This window comes from Micromonospora sp. NPDC047738 (assembly GCF_040642675.1).
Taxonomy (GTDB): domain Bacteria; phylum Actinomycetota; class Actinomycetes; order Mycobacteriales; family Micromonosporaceae; genus Micromonospora.
Genome location: NZ_JBEYSO010000002.1, coordinates 309,741 through 327,282, shown reverse-complemented (window position 1 = coordinate 327,282; position 17,542 = coordinate 309,741). Strand labels below are relative to the sequence as shown.

The window sequence follows — 17,542 nt, the reverse complement described above, 5'->3', positions numbered from 1 at the left end:
GGCTCCCGCCTGCGGAGGGATCAAGCCTGACCGCCCGGAGCGGGCGGGGTTCCCCGGACCCCCACCGCGAGCGGGAACCCCCACAGGTAAGGGGAGACCCGAAATCAGATCGACACCCCTGAGAGCATCGAAACCGTGCTGCTGACCCTGACCACGACCCACCGCCCCGCGACCGACCTCGGCCACCTCCTCGTCAAGCACCCGGACCGCGTGCAGAGCTTCGACCTGCCGGCGGGCACCGCGCACGTGCTCTACCCCGAGGCGGACGAGCAGCGGTGCACGGCGGCCCTGCTGGTCGAGATCGACCCGCTGCGGCTGGGCGGCGGCCGGGGTCGCGGCCGGGCACAGGCGACCACCCCGGAAACCTTCACCCTCGGCCAGTACGTCAACGACCGCCCGTACGCCGCGTCCAGCCTGCTTTCCTCGGCCCTGGCGAAGGTGTTCCGGTCGGCGCTGCGCGGCGAGTCCCGGGACCGGCCGGAGCTGGCCGCCACCCCGATCCCGCTGGAGGTGCGGGTGCCCGTGCTGCGCTGCCGGGGCGGCGCCGAGCTGGCCGTACGGGTCTTCGCCCCGCTCGGCTGGACGGTGACGGCCACTCCGATCCCGCTGGACGAGACGTACCCGGAGTGGGGCGACAGCCGTTACGTGGACCTGACGCTCTCCGGCACGCTGCGGCTCGCCGACGCGCTCAACCACCTGTACGTGCTGCTGCCCGTGCTGGACGACGCCAAGCACTACTGGGTGGCGCCGGACGAGGTGGACAAGCTGCTCCGGGCCGGTGCGGGCTGGCTGGCCGACCACCCGGAGCGGTCCCTGATCAGCCGCCGTTACCTGGCCCACCGCCGGGCCCTCGCGGGCGAGGCGCTGGCCCGCCTGGCCGAGCTGCGCCTCGCCGACGAGGTACCCGTCGACGACAGCGTCGAGAGCGACCAGCCGCGCGAGGCGCCACGTGCCTCGCTGGCCGTGCGCCGGCGCGAGGCGGTGCTGGCCGCGCTGCGGACCAGCGGCGCCAGCCGGGTGCTGGACCTGGGCTGCGGGGGCGGGGCGCTGCTCACCGCGCTGGTCGCCGACCGGCGGTTCACCGAGATCGTCGGCACCGACGTGTCGAGCCAGGCGCTCACCCTGGCCGCCCGGCGGCTGCGGCTGGACCGGCTGCCGGAGCGGCAGCGGGACCGGATCCGGCTGTGGCAGTCGGCGCTGACCTACCGGGACGACCGGCTGCGCGGGTACGACGCGGCGGTGCTGATGGAGGTGGTCGAGCACGTCGATCCGCCGCGCCTGCCGGCGCTGGAGGACGCGGTGTTCGGGCACGCCCGACCGGGCACGATCGTGGTGACCACCCCGAACGTCGAGTACAACGTCCGCTACGAGGGCCTGGGGGCGGGCCGGTTCCGGCACGCCGACCACCGGTTCGAGTGGACCCGGGCCGAGTTCGCCGCGTGGGTCGAGCGGGTGGCGGCGACCCACGGCTACACCGCCACCATCGACGGCGTCGGCGACGACGACCCCGAGGTGGGCACCCCCACGCAGCTCGCCGTGCTGACCCGGAAGGAGGAGACGAGCGCATGACCATCCTGGACATTCCCGAGCTCGCCCTGGTGGCGCTGGTAGGCGTCTCCGGGTCGGGCAAGTCCACCTTCGCCCGGCGGCACTTCCGGCCCAGCCAGGTGCTCTCGTCGGACGCCTTCCGGGGGATGGTGGCCGACGACGAGAACGACCAGTCCGCATCCGGCGACGCGTTCGACGCGCTGCACCACGTCGCCGGGCTCCGGCTGCGCCGGGGCCGGCTCACCGTGGTCGATGCGACCAACCTGCAGCCGCACGCCCGGGCCGCCCTGGTCCGGGTGGCCCGCGAGCACGACGTGCTGCCGGTGGCGGTCGTGCTCGACGTACCGGAGGCGCTGGCCTGGGAGCGTACGCAGGGCCGGGCCGACCGGACGCACGGCCGGCAGGTGCTCGCCCGGATGCAGCGCGACCTGCGGCAGTCTTACGGGCGGCTGGCCCGGGAGGGCTTCCGCAAGGTGCACGTGCTGCGCGGGGTCAAGGAGATCGACGCCGCCGAGATTCGCTACGAGAAGCTGTTCAACGACCGGCGCGAGCTGACCGGGCCGTTCGACATCGTCGGCGACGTGCACGGCTGCCGGGAGGAGTTGGCGGAGCTGCTGCTCCGGTTGGGCTGGTCACTGCGACGGGACGACGCGGGCCGCCCGGTGGACGCGGTGCACCCGGCGGGGCGTACCGCGGTCTTCGTCGGCGACCTGGTGGACCGCGGCCCGGACTCCCCCGGCGTGCTCCGCCTGGTGATGGGCATGGTGGCGGCCGGCCACGCGATCTGCGTGCCGGGCAACCACGAGCAGAAGCTGCTGCGCAAGCTGCGCGGCCGGGACGTGCGGCTCAGCCACGGCCTGGCCGAGACGATGGCCCAGCTGGAGTCGGAGCCGGAGCGCTTCGTCGCCGAGACGGCCGCCTTCATCGACGGCCTGGTCAGCCACTACGTGCTGGACGGCGGCCGGCTGGTGGTCGCGCACGCCGGCCTCAAGGAGGCGTACCAGGGCCGGGCGTCCGGCCGGGTCCGCGCCTTCGCGCTGTTCGGGGAGACCACCGGTGAGACCGACGAGTACGGCCTGCCGGTGCGCTACCCGTGGGCGCGCGACTATCGGGGATCGGCCATGGTCGTGTACGGGCACACCCCCACGCCGGAGCCGGAGTGGGTGAACAACACCATCTGCATCGACACCGGCTGCGTCTTCGGCGGCCGGCTCACCGCGCTGCGTTACCCGGAGAAGGAGCTGGTCTCCGTCCCGGCGGTGAAGGAGTGGTACGCCCCGGCCCGACCGCTGGTCGCGCCCGCCGCCACCCGCCCGGACACGGTGCTGGATCTGGCCGACGTCACCGGGCGGCGGCACCTCACGCACGCGTACGGCACGCTGACCGTGCCGGCGGAGAACGCCGCCGCCGCGCTGGAGGTGATGAGCCGGTACGCGGTCGACCCGGGCCGGCTGGTCTGGCTGCCGCCGACCATGGCGCCCTGCTCGACGTCGGCGGTCGAGGGGTTCCTGGAGCACCCGGAGCAGGCGTTCGCCGACTACCGCTCGGCCGGTGTCGAGCGGGTGGTCTGCGAGGAGAAGCACATGGGCTCGCGGGCCGTGGTGCTGGTGGAACAGGAGCCGGGGCGGTTCGCCGGCGGGGCGGTGCACACCCGCACCGGCCGGCCCTTCTTCGGGCCACCGCTCGACGACGAGCTGCTGGCCCGGGTACGCGCCGCGGTGACCACGGCCGGGCTCTGGGCCGAGCTGGACACCGACTGGCTGCTGCTCGACTGCGAGCTGCTGCCCTGGTCGGCGAAGGCGGGCGGGCTGATCCGCGAGCAGTACGCCGGGGTCGGCGCGGCCGGCCGGGCGGCGCTGCCGGCGGTGCTCGCCACGCTGGACGCCGCCGCCGGGCGGGGGCTGCCGGTCGCGGAGCTGCGCGGCCGGATGGCCGACCGGGAGTCCGAGGTCCGGGCGTACTCGGCGGCGTACCGGGCGTACGTCGGGCCGACCGACGGGCTGCGCGGGGTGACGCTGGCACCGTTCGCCGTGCTGGCCGGGGCCGGGGCGAGCTACGCCGACCGAGACCACGGCTGGCATCTCGACGTGGCGGATCGGCTCGGCGCGGCGGACCCGGAGTTCTTCACCGCGACCCGGCGGCAGGTGGTCGACCTGACCGACGAGGCTGCGGTGGCGGCGGCGACCGACTGGTGGCTGGCGCTCACCGCGGCCGGCGGCGAGGGCATGGTGGTCAAGCCGTACGCCGGTCTCGCCGCCCGCTCGCCGAAGGGTGCGCTGCTCCAGCCCGGGATCAAGTGCCGGGGCCGGGAGTACCTGCGGATCATCTACGGCCCGGGTTACACCGAGCCGGGGCAGCTCGCCGCGCTGCGCAAGCGCTCGCTGGGGCGCAAGCGGGGGCTGGCCCTGCGGGAGCACGGCCTCGGTCTGGCCGCCCTGGATGCGCTGGCCGAGGACGCCCCGCTCTGGCGCCGCCACGAGCTGGTCTTCGCGATCCTGGCCTGCGAGTCCGAGCCGGTCGACCCCCGGCTGTGACCGGTACGCCCGGTCCGGCGTGAGGCCGGGCCGGGCCCAGGTACCCTTTGTGGCCGTGGACACAGCAGAGAAGACCCGGATGCTCTCCGAAAGCGTGGCGCTGAACCCGCTCGATCCGAAGGACCTGATCCACACCTTCGGGTTGGTCGGCGTCTGGGTGATCCTCTTCGCCGAGACCGGCCTGCTGGTCGGCTTCTTCTTCCCGGGCGACTCGCTGCTCTTCCTGGCCGGGGTAGCCGCCTCGCCGGTGGCCGACGCGATCTTCGGCGCCGGCACCCGGCTGAACCTGGTCGCGCTGCTGGTCGGCGGGCCGCTCTGCGCGATCATCGGCGCGCAGCTCGGGCACTGGTTCGGGGCCCGGTACGGCCGGCGGATGTTCGAGCGCCCCAACTCCCGCCTGTTCAAGCGGGAGTACGTGGAGAAGGCCGAGTACTACTTCCAGAAGTTCGGCCCGGCGAAGGCCGTGGTGCTGGCCCGCTTCATCCCGATCGTGCGGACCTTCCTCAACCCGGTGGCCGGGGTGCTCGGCATGCCGGCCCGGCAGTTCCTGCTCTGGAACGTCGTCGGCGCGATCCTCTGGGTGGACGGCATCCTGCTGGTCGGCTACCTGCTGGCCGACCAGATCTACAACGCCATCGGCGACAAGATCGACCGGTACATCCTGCCGGTGGTCGCCCTGATCATCGTGATCTCGGTGCTGCCGATCTTCTTCGAGTTCCTCCGCGACCGGCGGGCGCGCAAGCGCGGCGAGGCCGCCGCGGTGGTCGCCGCTTCCAGCGCGGCGGGCGCGGCCGAGGCGTACCGGGACGCCCTGCGGGACGACGACCACCGACGCCGCGGCCCGCAGGACCGCTGACCGACATACGCCGGATGGCCGGTCCCCCTCACCGGGGGGCCGGCCATCCGCGTATAACCTGCCGCTCTGCGGGTGGAACGGATGACGGGCAGCCGTCACCGTCCGGTGGTGGCGCCACCCCTGGCACGCCACCCATCGCCGCACTCAATCGGGGCGGCCTACGGACATCCGGGCTCGGCCGGCGGCCATAATTCGGCCGCTGCGCCGCTCGGCGGCACGCCGGGCCGAATGAAGGCCGTCTGACGCCGCGCCCTTAGCCCGGACAGTCAACCCCGAAGCTCGGACACGTCCGGTTTCAGCGGGCCTTCTTGGTGGCCCGCTTACGCGGCGGGGTCAGCAGATCCGCGATCGTGGCGATCGCGGTCGGCACCAGCCGGTAGTACGCCCAGACACCGCGCTTCTCCCGCTCCAGCAAGCCGGCCTCGGTGAGGATACGCAGGTGGTGACTGACCGTCGGCTGCGAGAGGCCGAGCGGCGCGGTGAGGTCACACACGCACGCCTCGCCCTCGGGGGCCGACTGGATCAGGCTGAGCAGCCGCAGCCGGGCGGGGTCGGCGAGGGCCTTGAGGACCCCCGCGAGCCGCTCGGCGTCGGCACGTTCGATCGGCTCGCCGGCAAGCGGCGAGATCTGAGGCATGGTCATTTCAGCCAACGCAGTTCCCACGTATTCCATCCTTCCACCAGCAGCATCGATCCGCCTGCATATCAGCAGATCCGAATCGGCAAACTTTTAGGCCACAAGGCCGAGGTCAGCCAACGTATAGGCCGCCCGATACGGCAGTCCGGCGGCTCGCACCGCGTCGCCGGCGCCTCGATCAACAATAACCGCAACGCCCACCACGTCGGCCCCGGCCTCACGCAACGCCTCGACGGCGGTCAACACGCTGCCACCCGTGGTCGAGGTGTCCTCCACCGCCAGGACCCGGCGACCCGCGACATCCGGCCCCTCGACGCGCCGCTGCAGACCGTGCGCCTTGCCCGCCTTGCGGACCACGAACGCGTCCAGCGGCCGGTCGGTCCCGGCCGAGGCGTGCAGCATCGCGGCGGCGACGGGATCGGCCCCGAGGGTCAGCCCGCCGACCGCGTCGTACGCCCAGTCGGCGGTCAGGTCACGCATCACCCGGCCGACCAACGGCGCCGCCTGGTGATGGAGCGTGACGCGACGCAGATCCACGTACCAGTCCGCCTCGCGGCCGGACGAGAGCACCACACGGCCATGGACCACAGCCAGGTCGGTGATGAATTTACGCAGGTCGTCGTGGTCCTCCATGGCGATAGAGGGTACTTCGCGAGTCTGGGAGGTGTGTGTGGGGTCCTCCCGCGTCAACCCTGCGGGCGACCGACGAGTGGCTATGCCCGACTACGCTGTGCGACCGTCCATCCGGGTTGCCGGACGATGATCCCGGCGACGGAAACGCCCACGCGACCGGCCGGCGGTCAGTCCCGGCCCCGGCCGGCCCGCCCCCGGGTGTCCCGGGAGACGCCGCGCAGCAGCCGTCGCGGCGCGTGCCGCAGGCCCGCCACGGCCAGCTTGTACTTCCAGTTCGGCACGCTGACCAACTTGCCTTTCCGCAGGTCACGCAGCCCTTCTTCGACCACCTCGGCGGGCCGCAGCCACATCCAGCCGGGGGTGCGCGACATGTCGATGCCGGCGCGCTCGTGGTAGCCGGTGCGGGTGTAGCCGGGACAGAGCGCCATTACCCGCACGCCGAGCGGCGCCACCGACTGGCCGATCGACTCACTGAAATTCGTCACCCAGGCCTTGCTGGCCGAGTACGTCGATCCGGGCATGGGCACGCCGAAACCCGCAACGGAAGAGACATTTATCACTGCCCCACTGCCCCGCTCAATCATCGGCGGGAGAGCCGCGTGGGTCAGCCGGAGCACGGCCAGCACGTTCAACCGCAGCAGCCGGGCCTCGTCCTCGACCGTCGAGCGGACGAACGGGGTGTTCAGGCTGATGCCCGCGTTGTTCACCAGCAGCCCGACCGGCGGCTCGGCGACGAGGCGGCGTTCCACCACCGAACAGCCGTCGTCGGTGGACAGATCCGCGGAAATCGTCTCGACCTGGCGGTCGTACCGCCCGCTGAGTTCGGCGGCGGTGGCGGCGAGCCGGCCGGCGTCCCGGGCCACCAGGACCAGATCCCAGCCGTCGGCGGCGAGCCGGCGGGCGAACGCCTCGCCGATGCCCAGGCTGGCGCCGGTGATCAACGCGCGGCGCGGGGAGGGGAGCGGTTCGTCGGTCACGGGCGATCCTCAGGGGATGGCGTCGGTCCGGACGGGGTGGGCGGCGGGCCGCCCGGTCCCGGCCCGGCCGGCGGAGGTGCGGGTGGCGCCCACGGCGAGCGGGCTCCGTGGGCCGCGGATGGACCGGGATACGGCGGTGTCGAAGCGGGCGGGCCGGAATACGGCGGAGCCGAGCCGGCGGACGCGGGCGGCGCGGACGACGGCGGGCCGTAGGCCGGACCGGATGCCGGCGTGGCCGGCCCGGCCGGCGGCAGCGGACCGGCCGACGGCATCGGGCGCAGCGGACCGGCCGGCGGGACGGGGCCGGTGGGGGCCGCCGGGCCGGCGGTGGGACCGGTGGGCGCGGGTCGGCGGAAGAAGGCGCTCGCGCCAGGCAGCGTCAGCAGGGCGGCGACCACCAGGTACCCGAGCACCTGGGCCACCGACAGGGCCGCGTTCAGCGGAATCCACCAGCCTGGGTACGCGTCGCCGAGGCGGGCGAGCAGGTCGGCGGTCACCCGCTCGTCGGCGCCGAGACGCAGCGGGGCGGCCCGCTGACCGACCAGCACCGCCAGTCCGCAGCAGCCGCAGAACAGGCCCAGGCCGGCGACCACCCAGGTGCCGACTCGCGCTCCGGGGCGGCCGGCGAGCAGGCCGAGAGCGAGCCCGACGAGCACCAGCCCGACGAGCACCCCGACCACGGCCGACAGTGCGGTGGAGCCCCGCAGCAGCGACACCAGCGGGTCGATCTCGCTCTCGCGGGCCCCGGTGGCGCGCGCCGCCACCCGGAACCGGTCCACCGTGCCGGGCGTGACCGCCAGGTTGGCGACCGCGTACGCCACGGCGCCGGCCGCCATCAGCAGCAGCACCGCCGCCGCCGCCGCGACAACCACCCCCGGACGGCGGGGCGGAGCCTGAACGGGGTGCGACACGACAGATCCCTCCGGTAGGCGTCGGCTTGCAACCTACTCGGAGGGATCGTCCGAGTCGCTCTTATCGGAGCGTCAACTTCCGGATGGCGGCTGGGGACCGGGCCGGTCCTCGGGAGCCGACGACGGACCGGGCTGGCCAGGCTGACCCGGAGCCGGTGGCTGACCCGGAGCCGGCGGGTAGCCGGGCGCCGGCGGCTGGCCGGGGTAGCCCGGCGCGGGCGGGTACCCGGGGGCCGGCGGGTAGGCCGGGTAGGTGCCACCCGGCAGGGGCGGCTCCCAGGCCGGCTTCGGCTTGCGGAAGAACTCGTTGGACCTGGGCAGCGCCAGCAGGATCAGCGCGGCCAGCAGGGCCAGCAGGGCGACCAGGCCGAGCAGGTTGCTGACCGGCCCGTACCAGGACGGCAGGGCGTCCGAGAGCCGGCGCTGCAGGTCCTCCGGGCTCGGCATGTTGCCGCCGGTCGAGCCACCGCCGGTCAGGCCGCCGGTCGCGTTGCTCACCAGGCCCGCGCCGCTGCAGCAGAACAGGATGCCGCCCAGCACCCAGGTGGTGATCCGGGCGCCGTTCTTTCCCCGGTTGTTCAGCAGCGCGAGCACGACGAGCGCGATCGCGAGCAGCAGCGTGAGCGCGGCGCCGCCGATGGCGGCCGCGTACGCGAAATCGCCCGCCTGCTCGGCGGCGCTGCCCCGATAGGCGTCCCGCAGGACGTCCCGGACAGTGCCGATGGTGGCGAGCGTCAGGATCAGGTTCACCACCTGAATGGCGGCGACGAGGATGAGCAGCCAACTGGAGAGCGTCACCACTCCCGGGCGGGTGCGGGCCGGGGGGCCCTGGGCATCGACCATTGTTTCTCCTTCCCTAGATCACACGACCACGGTAACGAGACCAGGCCAGGAGGGCACGACACGAGAGCGGGGACCCGCCGCGCCCGGAACCTAATAGCCGCGCCACTCCGCGCGGGCGTACTCCAGCACGTGGGGTTGCAGCAACGTGGAGGCGGGCACGTCCACCCGGGACCGGTCGGCCGGAAAGGTGGCCGCCGCGGCCAGCACCGACGGGGTGAGGAAACGCAGCGGCGGGGCGTCGGCGGGCAGTTCCAGCGCCGGCGCGCCGGTGCCTGGTGCGGCCAGCACGAACCCCCAGTCGCCGAAGCTCGGCACGTCCACGTGGTACGGCACGGTGGCGAAGCCCGCCTCGCGGACCGATCGCTCGATCGACCAGTACGACCGCGGCGCGAAGTACGGCGACCCGGCCTGCACCACCAGCCGCCCGCCGGCGGCGAGCACCGAGCGGACCAGCGCGTAGAACTCGATCGTGTAGAGCTTGGCGGTGGCCGTCTCGTCCGGGTCGGGCAGGTCGGCCACCACCACGTCGAAGCGTTCCGTGGCGGTACGCAGCCAACCGAACGCGTCCAGGTTGAGCACCCGCACCCGGGGGTCGGCGAACGAATTCCCGTTGAGCTCGCGCAACTGCGGCTCGCGCATCGCCAGCCGTACCACGGCCGGGTCGAGGTCGACCACGGTCACCCGGCGCACGTCCGGGTACTTCAGGATCTCCCGCAGCGCCAGCCCGTCCCCGGCGCCGAGCACCAGCACCTCGCCGCGCGGGCCGCGCAGCACCGGGTGCACCAGCGACTCGTGGTAGCGGTATTCGTCGACCGAGCTGAACTGGAGGTCACCGTTGAGGAAGAGCCGCAGGTCGCTGTCGGCGTGGCCGACCTCGCGCACCGACCGGGTCAGCACGATCTCCTGGTAGCGGCTGCGTTCGGCGTGCACCACCGGGTCGCGGTAGAGCTGCTGGCGAGCGGTCACCTCGAAGTCGTGCGCGGTGATCCAGGCGTACCCGAGCAGGAGGGCGACCACGACGGAGCCGGCCCCCAGCGCGAGCCGCGCCCGGCGCCCGAGGTCGGCCCGGAACACCGTGCAGACCAGCGCGAGGCCGGCGACCGCGTTCACCGCGCCGACCACCAGGGCGCCCTTGAGCTGGCCGAAGACCGGTATCAGCAGGAACGGGAAGGCCAGCCCGCCGAGCAGCGCGCCGACGTAGTCGGCGGCGAAGAGGTCGGCCACCGCGTCGCCGGCGGACTGCTCGCGGATGCGTTGCAGCAGCACCATCAGCAGCGGGATCTCCGCGCCGATCAGCAGGCCGAGCACGAACGCGGTGCCGACCAGCGCCGGCCCGTAGAGGTCGAGCCAGGCGAAGGCGGCGTATAGGCCGAGCACGGAGAGGCCGCCGAGCAGGGCGAGGGTCAGCTCGACCGCGGCGAACGCGGCCGCCGCCCGGGACTGCCACGGCTTCGCGGCGAGCGCGCCGATGCCCATCGCGAAGACCATCACGCCGAGCACGATCGACGCCTGGCCGACCGCGTCGCCGATCAGGTAGCTGCCGAGGGCGACCAGCGCCAGCTCGTACACCAGGCCGCAGGCCGCGCAGACGAAGACCGCGAGCAGCACCGCCGCGCGGGCCGCGCGCCGTCGCGGCGGCGCCGGCGCGTCGGTGGTCACGCCTTCTCCCGGGTACGCCCGGCGGCTTCCGCCCCGGCGCGCTGCGCGGGCGTGCGCGACCGGAGCTTGCGACCACTCCGGCTCGGCGCGTCTGTCGCCGCGCCGCGACCCGGAGCAGTCGTCCGGCGGCGCTGCACCACGCCCACGGTGATGAAGAGTGCGGCGAGCAGGAGGAGCGCCACGGCGGCGAGCAGCCAGCCCCAGCGGTCCCGCCAGAAGTCGTCGCCGGCGGACGGCAGCGGGCTCGCCGGGGCCGCCGGGTCGGCGCTCGGAGTGGCGGCCGGCCCGGCCAGGCCGGCTTCGGCGGCGAGCAGCGGCAACGTGGTGGCGGCGCGGGTGATCGCCCAGCCCGGGTCGTCGACGAAGGCGTCCTCGTCGAGCTCGAACCGGCCCAGCCCGGTCTCGACGGCTTGCAGGTCGGCGAGGCCGAGGTCGTCGGAACCCCGCACCCGGATCCAGGCGGAGTCGTTGGCCTCGCTGCTCTCCGAGGTGTAGGTGATGTCCGCGCTGACCTCGATCCAGCGCGGGCAGCCCGGCGCGTCCCCGACCGCCGTCCCGTCGCCGAGGTTCGATCCGACGCTGACCACGTCGTACCCGTCCGTCAGTCGCCAGCCGTAGCAGATGCCCTGGCTGGCGAAGGCGTCCCGGAGGATCGGCACGGTGTCCGTCCGCTCGTCGGTCGCCGGGGCGGGGACGCTCAGGTCGTCGGAGCCGCCGCTGACGGCCCCGACGACGCAGAGGCCGACGGCGCCCAGGAGCACCGCCGCGCCCAGGGCCGCCTGCCACCCGTGCGACTTCCCCTTCGCCGGGGGCTTCGCCTGGGCCGGGCGCGTCCCGCCGGCCATCAGCTGATCGCGGCGGCGATGATCGCGCCGGTGGCGAGGTGCACGACGGCGGAGACCCAGACCGCCGGGTGCGGCTCCGGGTCGACCAGCAGTTCACCCAGCTTGCCCGGGGTGGCCACGTCCAGCAGCACGAAGGCCGCCGCCATGATGACCAGACCGAGGATGCCGTACGCGGCCGCGCCGACCAGGCCGAGCACGAAGTCGTCCGGGCTGGCGGCGATCGCGGCGACCACGATGATGCCGACGCCGGCCAGGTTGGAGGCGAGCAGCAGCGCCGCGTTGCGGTTGCGCTCGGTCCAGATGAGCTGGTTGAGCCGGCCCGGGGTGGCCAGGTCGACCAGCAGGTAGCCGATGCCCATCAGGACGACGCCGACCACCCCGTAGGCGAGGGTGACCAGCAGATCGGTGACGAGATGCTGCACAGGGGACTCCAGGGTGAGGGGTCGGACGGGCTACTTGCCGGCGCCGGGGCCGCCGCCCCGGACGGTGCTGCCACGGCCCCAGCCCCAGCCGCGGCCGACGACGTGGTGGTAGCGGGGGTAGGCGGTGGTCATCCGCTCCAGCAGGATCAGCGACCCGGCGGCAACCGGCAGGATCACCACCGAGTCGTCGTCGTAGCGCAGGTAGACGCCGCCGCCGTCGACGTACTCGTCAGCCGGCTGCCAGGCGTCGGTGACATCCTCCGCCACCTGGCTCGGTGAGCGGGTCGAGGTGTACGCGAGCGCGTCGGAGCCGATGTCCCGGCCGGCCGCCCGGGTGTAGTGGTCCTCGACGTAGCCGCGCGGCGAGAAGCTGCCGTAGAAGACGGCGAAGACGGCGACCAGCACGCCGACCACCGCGACGGCCACCCCCACCACGAACCACCGTCGGTACGTCACAGTTCCACCACCGTCTCGGTCAGGACCAGTTCGTTGGTCTGCGGATACGCGTGCCAGGTGCGCCAGGCCACCGAGCCGTCCGGCGGGTCGGGGCGGACGGAGAGCGCGGTGACCGCGTCCACGTCGCCGGGGAAGACCCCGACCAGCGCGTACGGGTCGTCGGCCAGCTCGGCGCGGAGCGCGGCGACCTGGGTACGCAGCCCGTCGCCGGCCGGCCGCAGCACCGTGGCGGTGAACCGGTAGCCGGCCACCGGGTCGTGCAGGGTGTCGGGCAGGTGCGGCGCGCGGCCGGGCAGGCAGGCGACGGTCTCGACCAGCGCGCCGCAGACCACCTGGTGCGAGGCGCCGAGCAGGCGCAGCCGTAGCCGGACGCCGTCGGGCAGGGCTAGCTCGCGGACGTGCAGGGCGGGGCGTTCGGGGCCGCCGAGGGCCAGGCTCAGGTCGGCGGCACTGGTGTCGACGTACGGGGCGTCCAGGGCGACCAGCACGCTCAGCCCGCCTGCTCCGGGTCGCCCTGCGGATAGATCATCACCTCGGCGCGGTGCAGCTTCTCGCCGAGGGCCACCTCCCAGCCGGACTCCCCGTACGCCTCGAACGAGAGCCGGGCCCCGCCGGGCGCCTGGTAGTCGTGGTAGCGCATGGTGCCGCGCGGGTCGAGGCCGGTGCCCTCGGTGGCGGTGTAGCGCGCCTGGCCGGACTCGTCCCAGCTGTAGCGGCGGCCGGCGACGTCGAGGGTGGGCGCGCCGGGGGTGACCGTGGCGGACGGTTCGGCGGTCCAGAGCACCAGCTCCAGATCCGGGTCCGTCTCGACGGAGAGCCAGCGCTTCACCCCGCCGGCATCGTCGAGCAGGTGTTCCGCCCAGCTCCAGCCGCCCTCGACCAGGTGCACCGAGCCACGGACGGTGTACGGGACCTGGCGGATCTCCACGATGTCGCCGGGCTTGAGCCGGCGGGGGTCGCCGCGGAGCGCGTCCGCGTCCCGATCGTGGAACGGGTCGCCAGGGGCGGGCGGGCGGGGCCCGGTGCGGGCCTTGCGCAGCGCCACCAGGGCGATCACCACACCGGCCGCCCCGAGCAGGCACCCCAGGGTCACCAGCAGATACGCCACCGTTCCGTTCACGACCGCCTCCCCACACGCGTCGGCGGAGACGGTAACAACCGGACGCACGCCCGCCGAAACGACGTTCGCTGAGTGGCTGGTCAGCTACCCGGCGTCGCTCAATCCCGGTTGGGATCGGCGGCCTGCGGGGGCGGCCCGTCGGGCGCTCCCGTGGGATCGACCGGCGCGGCGGGGGCGGGCGCGCTGCCTTCCGGTGCGGCCGGGTACTGCCACGGGACGCCGTGGGCCCGCGGGTCGGGGCAGATCATGTAGCCCGGCGGCAGCAGGTAGGGCGCCGGATAGACGACCGGCGGGTGCGGCGGTTGGGCGGCCTGGGGCACGAACCAGTGGCGGGACGTGGGCAGCGCCAGCAGCACGATGGCGGTGGCGGTGAGCCCGAAGACCAGCAGCGCGATCAGTCCGCCCCCGGCGAAGAGGAGGTCCTCGGCCGGATAGGAATCGGTGTCGTAGAGGGTCTGGATGAACCTCGACTCCTCTGGGAAGAACTCGGGGGGCATGTCCCCCGCCTCGGGCGGGCCGCCGAACGCGAAGAGGAACGGGAGCGCCGCGCCCGCGCAGAGGCACTGGCCGAGGCCGACCAGCAGTTGCAGACCGCCGGCCACGAAGACGGCGATCCGGGCGCCGACACTGCCGCGGCGGACACCCCAGGCGGCGGCACCGAGGAGGGCCGCGAGCAGCAGCGCCGGCACCCCCACCACGCAGGACATCATGATGTTGCCGAAGCGCTCACCGTCCACCTCGGCCGGATCGGCGGCGGGCACCAGTCGAGCCGCGTGGTCGATCTCGCCGTTCCACCAGATCGCGTGCCACACCACCAGGCCGACCGCCACCAGCAGCAGGGCCGACGCAGCGAGCTGCAACCAGGAGGCCGTCGTGACGGCCTTCGGGCGGGGCGGGCGGGTCGGCGGAGTGGCGGTCGAGGTCATCCCGGAAAGCTACGGGGCCCCACCGGTTTCCGCAGTCCCGTTTCCGGGTGGACCGCCGGTCAATTCCCGGCGAGGCGTTCCGTGGCGTACTCGCGCAGGCTCGCCCGACCCATGAGGCAGCCGGTGAACGTGGTGAATTCGGCCTCGTCGGTCCGCAGCCTCGTCCACGCCGCGCGCCCCGCCGCCGCGTCGGCCTTGTCCAGCAGCGTGGCGGCGTACGCCTTCCCGGCCGGCGACCCGTGCCGGAGCAGCCAGTCGACCTGCTTCCGGGCCGCGTCGGGATGCTCGTCCAGCGCCTGCTCGACCCTCCGGTACGCCTCGGTCTCCGGCAGCAGCGTCCCGGCGAACCCGACTCCGCCGAACGCGAGCGTGTCCGCCCGGGCCAACTCCTCGACGGCCGAGTCCAACTCCCGGTCCTTTCCGATCCCCACCATGCCCCTCATCCTTTCCCCGAACGCCCCTCCCACCACTCGTTGATCGGAAAGCTGTCGCAGGCCGCAACACCGGACGCAGGTGGATCGAGGCCCGGGGACAGGACCGGCCCCGCCCGAGGGCGGGGCCGGTCCGGACGGGTGGATCAGGCGGCGGTGACGATCAGGCCTTCCTTGCTGTCGGCCAGGTCGACCTTGACCGTGTCGCCGTCGCGGATCTGGCCGGCCAGCAGCGCCTTCGCGAGCTGGTCGCCGATCGCCGACTGCACCAGCCGGCGCAGCGGACGGGCGCCGTAGATCGGGTCGTACCCGTGCTCGGCGAGCCAACTCCGGGCCGGGTCGGTGATCGCCAGGCCGAGCCGGCGGTCGGCCAGCCGGCGGCGCATCCGGTCCAGCTGGATGTCGACAATGGCCCGCAGATCCGCGCCCTGCAGGGCGGCGAACACCACGATGTCGTCGAGGCGGTTGAGGAACTCCGGCTTGAAGTGCGACCGGACCACCGCGAGGACACCCTCCCGGCGCTGCTCCTCGGCCAGCGTCAGATCGCTGATCACCGACGACCCCAGGTTCGAGGTGAGGATCAGGATCGCGTTGCGGAAGTCCACGGTGCGGCCCTGACCGTCGGTGAGCCGGCCGTCGTCGAGCACCTGGAGCAGCACGTCGAAGACGTCGGGGTGGGCCTTCTCCACCTCGTCGAGCAGCACCACCGAGTACGGCCGGCGGCGCACCGCCTCGGTGAGTTGGCCGCCCTCCTCGTAGCCGACGTAGCCGGGCGGGGCGCCGACCAGGCGGGCGACGGAGTGCTTCTCGCCGTACTCGCTCATGTCGATGCGGACCATGGCCCGCTCGTCGTCGAAGAGGAACTCGGCGAGCGCCTTGGCCAGCTCGGTCTTGCCGACACCGGTCGGGCCGAGGAAGAGGAAGCTGCCGGTCGGACGGTCCGGGTCGGCGACGCCGGCCCGGGCCCGGCGGACCGCGTCGGCGACCGCGCCGACCGCCTCGCGCTGGCCGACCACCCGGGAACCCAGCGACTCCTCCATCCGGAGCAGCTTGGCGGTCTCCCCTTCGAGCAGCCGGCCGGCGGGAATGCCGGTCCAGGAGGCGACCACCGCGGCGATGTCGTCCGCGCCGACCTCCTCCTTGAGCATCGCGCCGTCGGCCTGGAGCCGGGCCAGCTCCTCCTCGGCCTGCGTCAGCTCGGCCTTGAGGGCGGGGATGCGGCCGTACCGCAGCTCGGCGGCGCGTTCCAGCTCGCCGTCGCGCTCGGCCCGCTCGGCCTCGCCGCCGAGCCGCTCCAGCTCCTCCTTGGCGGTGGAGAGCTTGGTGATGTGGCTCTTCTCCAGCTGCCAGCGCTCGGAGAGCGCGGTGAGCTGCTCCCGCTTGTCGGCCAACTCCTTGCGGAGCCGCTCCAGCCGCTCGGCGGAGGCGGCGTCCGGCTCCTTGGCCAACGCCATCTCCTCGATCTCGAGCCGGCGCACCGCCCGCTCGATCTCGTCCACCTCGACCGGCCGGGAGTCGATCTCCATCCGGAGCCGGGACGCGGACTCGTCGACCAGGTCGATCGCCTTGTCGGGCAGGAACCGGTCGGTGATGTAGCGGTCGGACAGGGAGGCGGCGGCGACCAGCGCGGCGTCGGTGATCCGTACGCCGTGGTGCACCTCGTAGCGCTCCTTGAGGCCGCGCAGGATGCCGATGGTGTCCTCGATGGTCGGCTCGCCGACCAGCACCGGCTGGAAGCGGCGCTCCAGCGCCGGGTCCTTCTCGATGTGCTCGCGGTATTCGTCCAGCGTGGTCGCACCGACCATCCGCAGCTCGCCCCGGGCCAGCATCGGCTTGAGCATGTTGCCGGCGTCCATCGAGCCCTCGCCCTTGCCGGCGCCGACCACGGTGTGCAGCTCGTCGAGGAAGGTGATGACCTGGCCGTTGGAGTTCTTGATCTCCTCCAGCACCGACTTCAGCCGCTCCTCGAACTGCCCGCGGTACTGCGCGCCGGCCACCATCGCGCCGAGGTCGAGCGAGACGAGCTTCTTGTCCCGCAGCGACTCGGGTACGTCACCGGCGACGATGCGCTGGGCCAGGCCCTCGACGATGGCGGTCTTGCCGACGCCCGGCTCACCGATCAGCACCGGGTTGTTCTTGGTACGCCGGGACAGCACCTGGATCACCCGGCGGATCTCGGAGTCCCGGCCGATGACCGGGTCGATCTTCCCCTCGCGGGCGCTGGCGGTGAGGTCGACGCCGTACTTGGCGAGGGCCTGGTAGGTCTGCTCCGGGTCGGCGGTGGTGACCCGGCGGTCCCCGCCGCGGACGGTCGGGAAGGCGGCGACCAGGTTCTCCTCGGTGGCCCCGGCGTTCTTGAGGGCGACGGAGACCGCGCCACCCACCCGGGCCAGGCCGGCCAGCAGGTGCTCGGTCGAGGTGTATTCGTCGCCCAGCGGCCGGGCGATCTGCTCGGCGGCGCCGATGGCGTTGACGAACTCGCGGGCCAGGGTGGGCTCGGCGATGCTGGAGCCGTGCGCGGCGGGCAGGGCGTCGACCGAGCGCTGGGCGACCCGGCGCAGCTCGGCGGGGTCGGCCCCGACGGCGCGCAGCAGGCCGGCGGCGGTCGAACCCTCGGTGTCGAGCAGCGACAGCAGCAGGTGCCAGGGCTCCACGGTGGCGTGGCCGCGCTGGTTCGCCAGCGCGACGGCGCCGGTGATGGTCTCGCGGCTCTTGGTGGTGAGGCGTTCCGTGTTCATGGGCTC

Annotated in this window: 16 protein-coding genes and 1 pseudogene; 3 read left to right on the top strand and 14 right to left on the bottom strand. The window is 73.6% G+C overall.

All coding sequences use genetic code 11. The features are described 5' to 3' along the window. The first annotated feature begins 135 nt into the window (after window positions 1–135). The 3 genes from ABZ783_RS04865 (at window position 136) to ABZ783_RS04855 (ending at window position 4,938) form a co-directional block, all read left to right on the top strand. A complete protein-coding gene (locus ABZ783_RS04865) occupies window positions 136–1,569 on the top strand; it encodes a 3' terminal RNA ribose 2'-O-methyltransferase Hen1 (protein ID WP_357434559.1) in 1,434 nt (477 codons plus the stop codon). Then, window positions 1,566–4,082, top strand: coding sequence for a polynucleotide kinase-phosphatase (locus ABZ783_RS04860; RefSeq protein WP_357434558.1), 2,517 nt, complete (start codon window positions 1,566–1,568; stop codon window positions 4,080–4,082). The genes ABZ783_RS04865 and ABZ783_RS04860 overlap by 4 nt, the downstream gene beginning before the upstream one ends. Window positions 4,083–4,161: 79 nt before the next feature. After that, window positions 4,162–4,938, top strand: a complete 777-nt coding sequence (locus ABZ783_RS04855) for a VTT domain-containing protein (protein WP_073835101.1) — start codon at window positions 4,162–4,164, stop codon at window positions 4,936–4,938. Window positions 4,939–5,233: 295 nt separating this feature from the next. Here the strand turns inward: ABZ783_RS04855 and ABZ783_RS04850 are convergent, their stop codons facing one another. From ABZ783_RS04850 to clpB, 14 genes and pseudogenes are all read right to left on the bottom strand, one after another. Next, window positions 5,234–5,611: a metalloregulator ArsR/SmtB family transcription factor gene (locus ABZ783_RS04850; protein WP_007073957.1), complete on the bottom strand. Its 378-nt coding sequence runs from the start codon at window positions 5,609–5,611 to the stop codon at window positions 5,234–5,236. 57 nt (window positions 5,612–5,668) lie between these two features. Next, the gene (gene pyrE / locus ABZ783_RS04845; RefSeq protein ID WP_357434557.1) at window positions 5,669–6,208 is read right to left on the bottom strand and encodes an orotate phosphoribosyltransferase; all 540 of its coding nucleotides are present in this window, start codon (window positions 6,206–6,208) and stop codon (window positions 5,669–5,671) included. A gap of 167 nt (window positions 6,209–6,375) precedes the next feature. Then, the gene (locus tag ABZ783_RS04840; RefSeq protein ID WP_357434556.1) at window positions 6,376–7,185 is read right to left on the bottom strand and encodes an SDR family oxidoreductase; all 810 of its coding nucleotides are present in this window, start codon (window positions 7,183–7,185) and stop codon (window positions 6,376–6,378) included. Between the two features lie 335 nt (window positions 7,186–7,520). Beyond that, a pseudogene (locus tag ABZ783_RS04835) lies at window positions 7,521–8,096 on the bottom strand (hypothetical protein); the annotation flags it as partial. Window positions 8,097–8,168: 72 nt separating this feature from the next. Further along, a complete protein-coding gene (locus ABZ783_RS04830) occupies window positions 8,169–8,939 on the bottom strand; it encodes a hypothetical protein (protein ID WP_357434555.1) in 771 nt (256 codons plus the stop codon). A gap of 90 nt (window positions 8,940–9,029) precedes the next feature. Continuing rightward, window positions 9,030–10,598 (bottom strand): polyamine aminopropyltransferase, encoded by a 1,569-nt coding sequence (locus ABZ783_RS04825; RefSeq protein ID WP_357434554.1) that lies wholly within the window; start codon window positions 10,596–10,598, stop codon window positions 9,030–9,032. Further along, a complete protein-coding gene (locus ABZ783_RS04820; RefSeq protein WP_357434553.1) occupies window positions 10,595–11,443 on the bottom strand; it encodes a hypothetical protein in 849 nt (282 codons plus the stop codon). Before ABZ783_RS04820 ends, ABZ783_RS04825 begins: the two co-directional genes overlap by 4 nt. Beyond that, on the bottom strand, window positions 11,443–11,865 hold the full coding sequence (locus tag ABZ783_RS04815) for a DUF350 domain-containing protein (protein WP_357434552.1): 423 nt from the start codon (window positions 11,863–11,865) through the stop codon (window positions 11,443–11,445). Before ABZ783_RS04815 ends, ABZ783_RS04820 begins: the two co-directional genes overlap by 1 nt. Window positions 11,866–11,895: 30 nt before the next feature. After that, entirely contained in the window at window positions 11,896–12,321 is a 426-nt protein-coding gene (locus ABZ783_RS04810) for a DUF4247 domain-containing protein (RefSeq protein WP_357434551.1), read from the bottom strand. Continuing rightward, a complete protein-coding gene (locus tag ABZ783_RS04805; RefSeq protein WP_357434550.1) occupies window positions 12,318–12,809 on the bottom strand; it encodes a DUF2617 family protein in 492 nt (163 codons plus the stop codon). Before ABZ783_RS04805 ends, ABZ783_RS04810 begins: the two co-directional genes overlap by 4 nt. Before the next feature lie 2 nt (window positions 12,810–12,811). Further along, window positions 12,812–13,441 (bottom strand): DUF4178 domain-containing protein, encoded by a 630-nt coding sequence (locus tag ABZ783_RS04800; protein ID WP_357434549.1) that lies wholly within the window; start codon window positions 13,439–13,441, stop codon window positions 12,812–12,814. 98 nt (window positions 13,442–13,539) lie between these two features. Next, window positions 13,540–14,367 (bottom strand): hypothetical protein, encoded by an 828-nt coding sequence (locus ABZ783_RS04795; RefSeq protein WP_357434548.1) that lies wholly within the window; start codon window positions 14,365–14,367, stop codon window positions 13,540–13,542. Between the two features lie 59 nt (window positions 14,368–14,426). Next, window positions 14,427–14,801 carry a hypothetical protein gene (locus ABZ783_RS04790; protein WP_357434547.1) on the bottom strand — a complete coding sequence of 125 codons (375 nt, stop codon included), beginning with the start codon at window positions 14,799–14,801 and terminating at the stop codon, window positions 14,427–14,429. Window positions 14,802–14,944: 143 nt separating this feature from the next. Continuing rightward, window positions 14,945–17,536 (bottom strand): ATP-dependent chaperone ClpB, encoded by a 2,592-nt coding sequence (gene clpB, locus ABZ783_RS04785; protein ID WP_357434546.1) that lies wholly within the window; start codon window positions 17,534–17,536, stop codon window positions 14,945–14,947. Window positions 17,537–17,542: the final 6 nt, after the last annotated feature.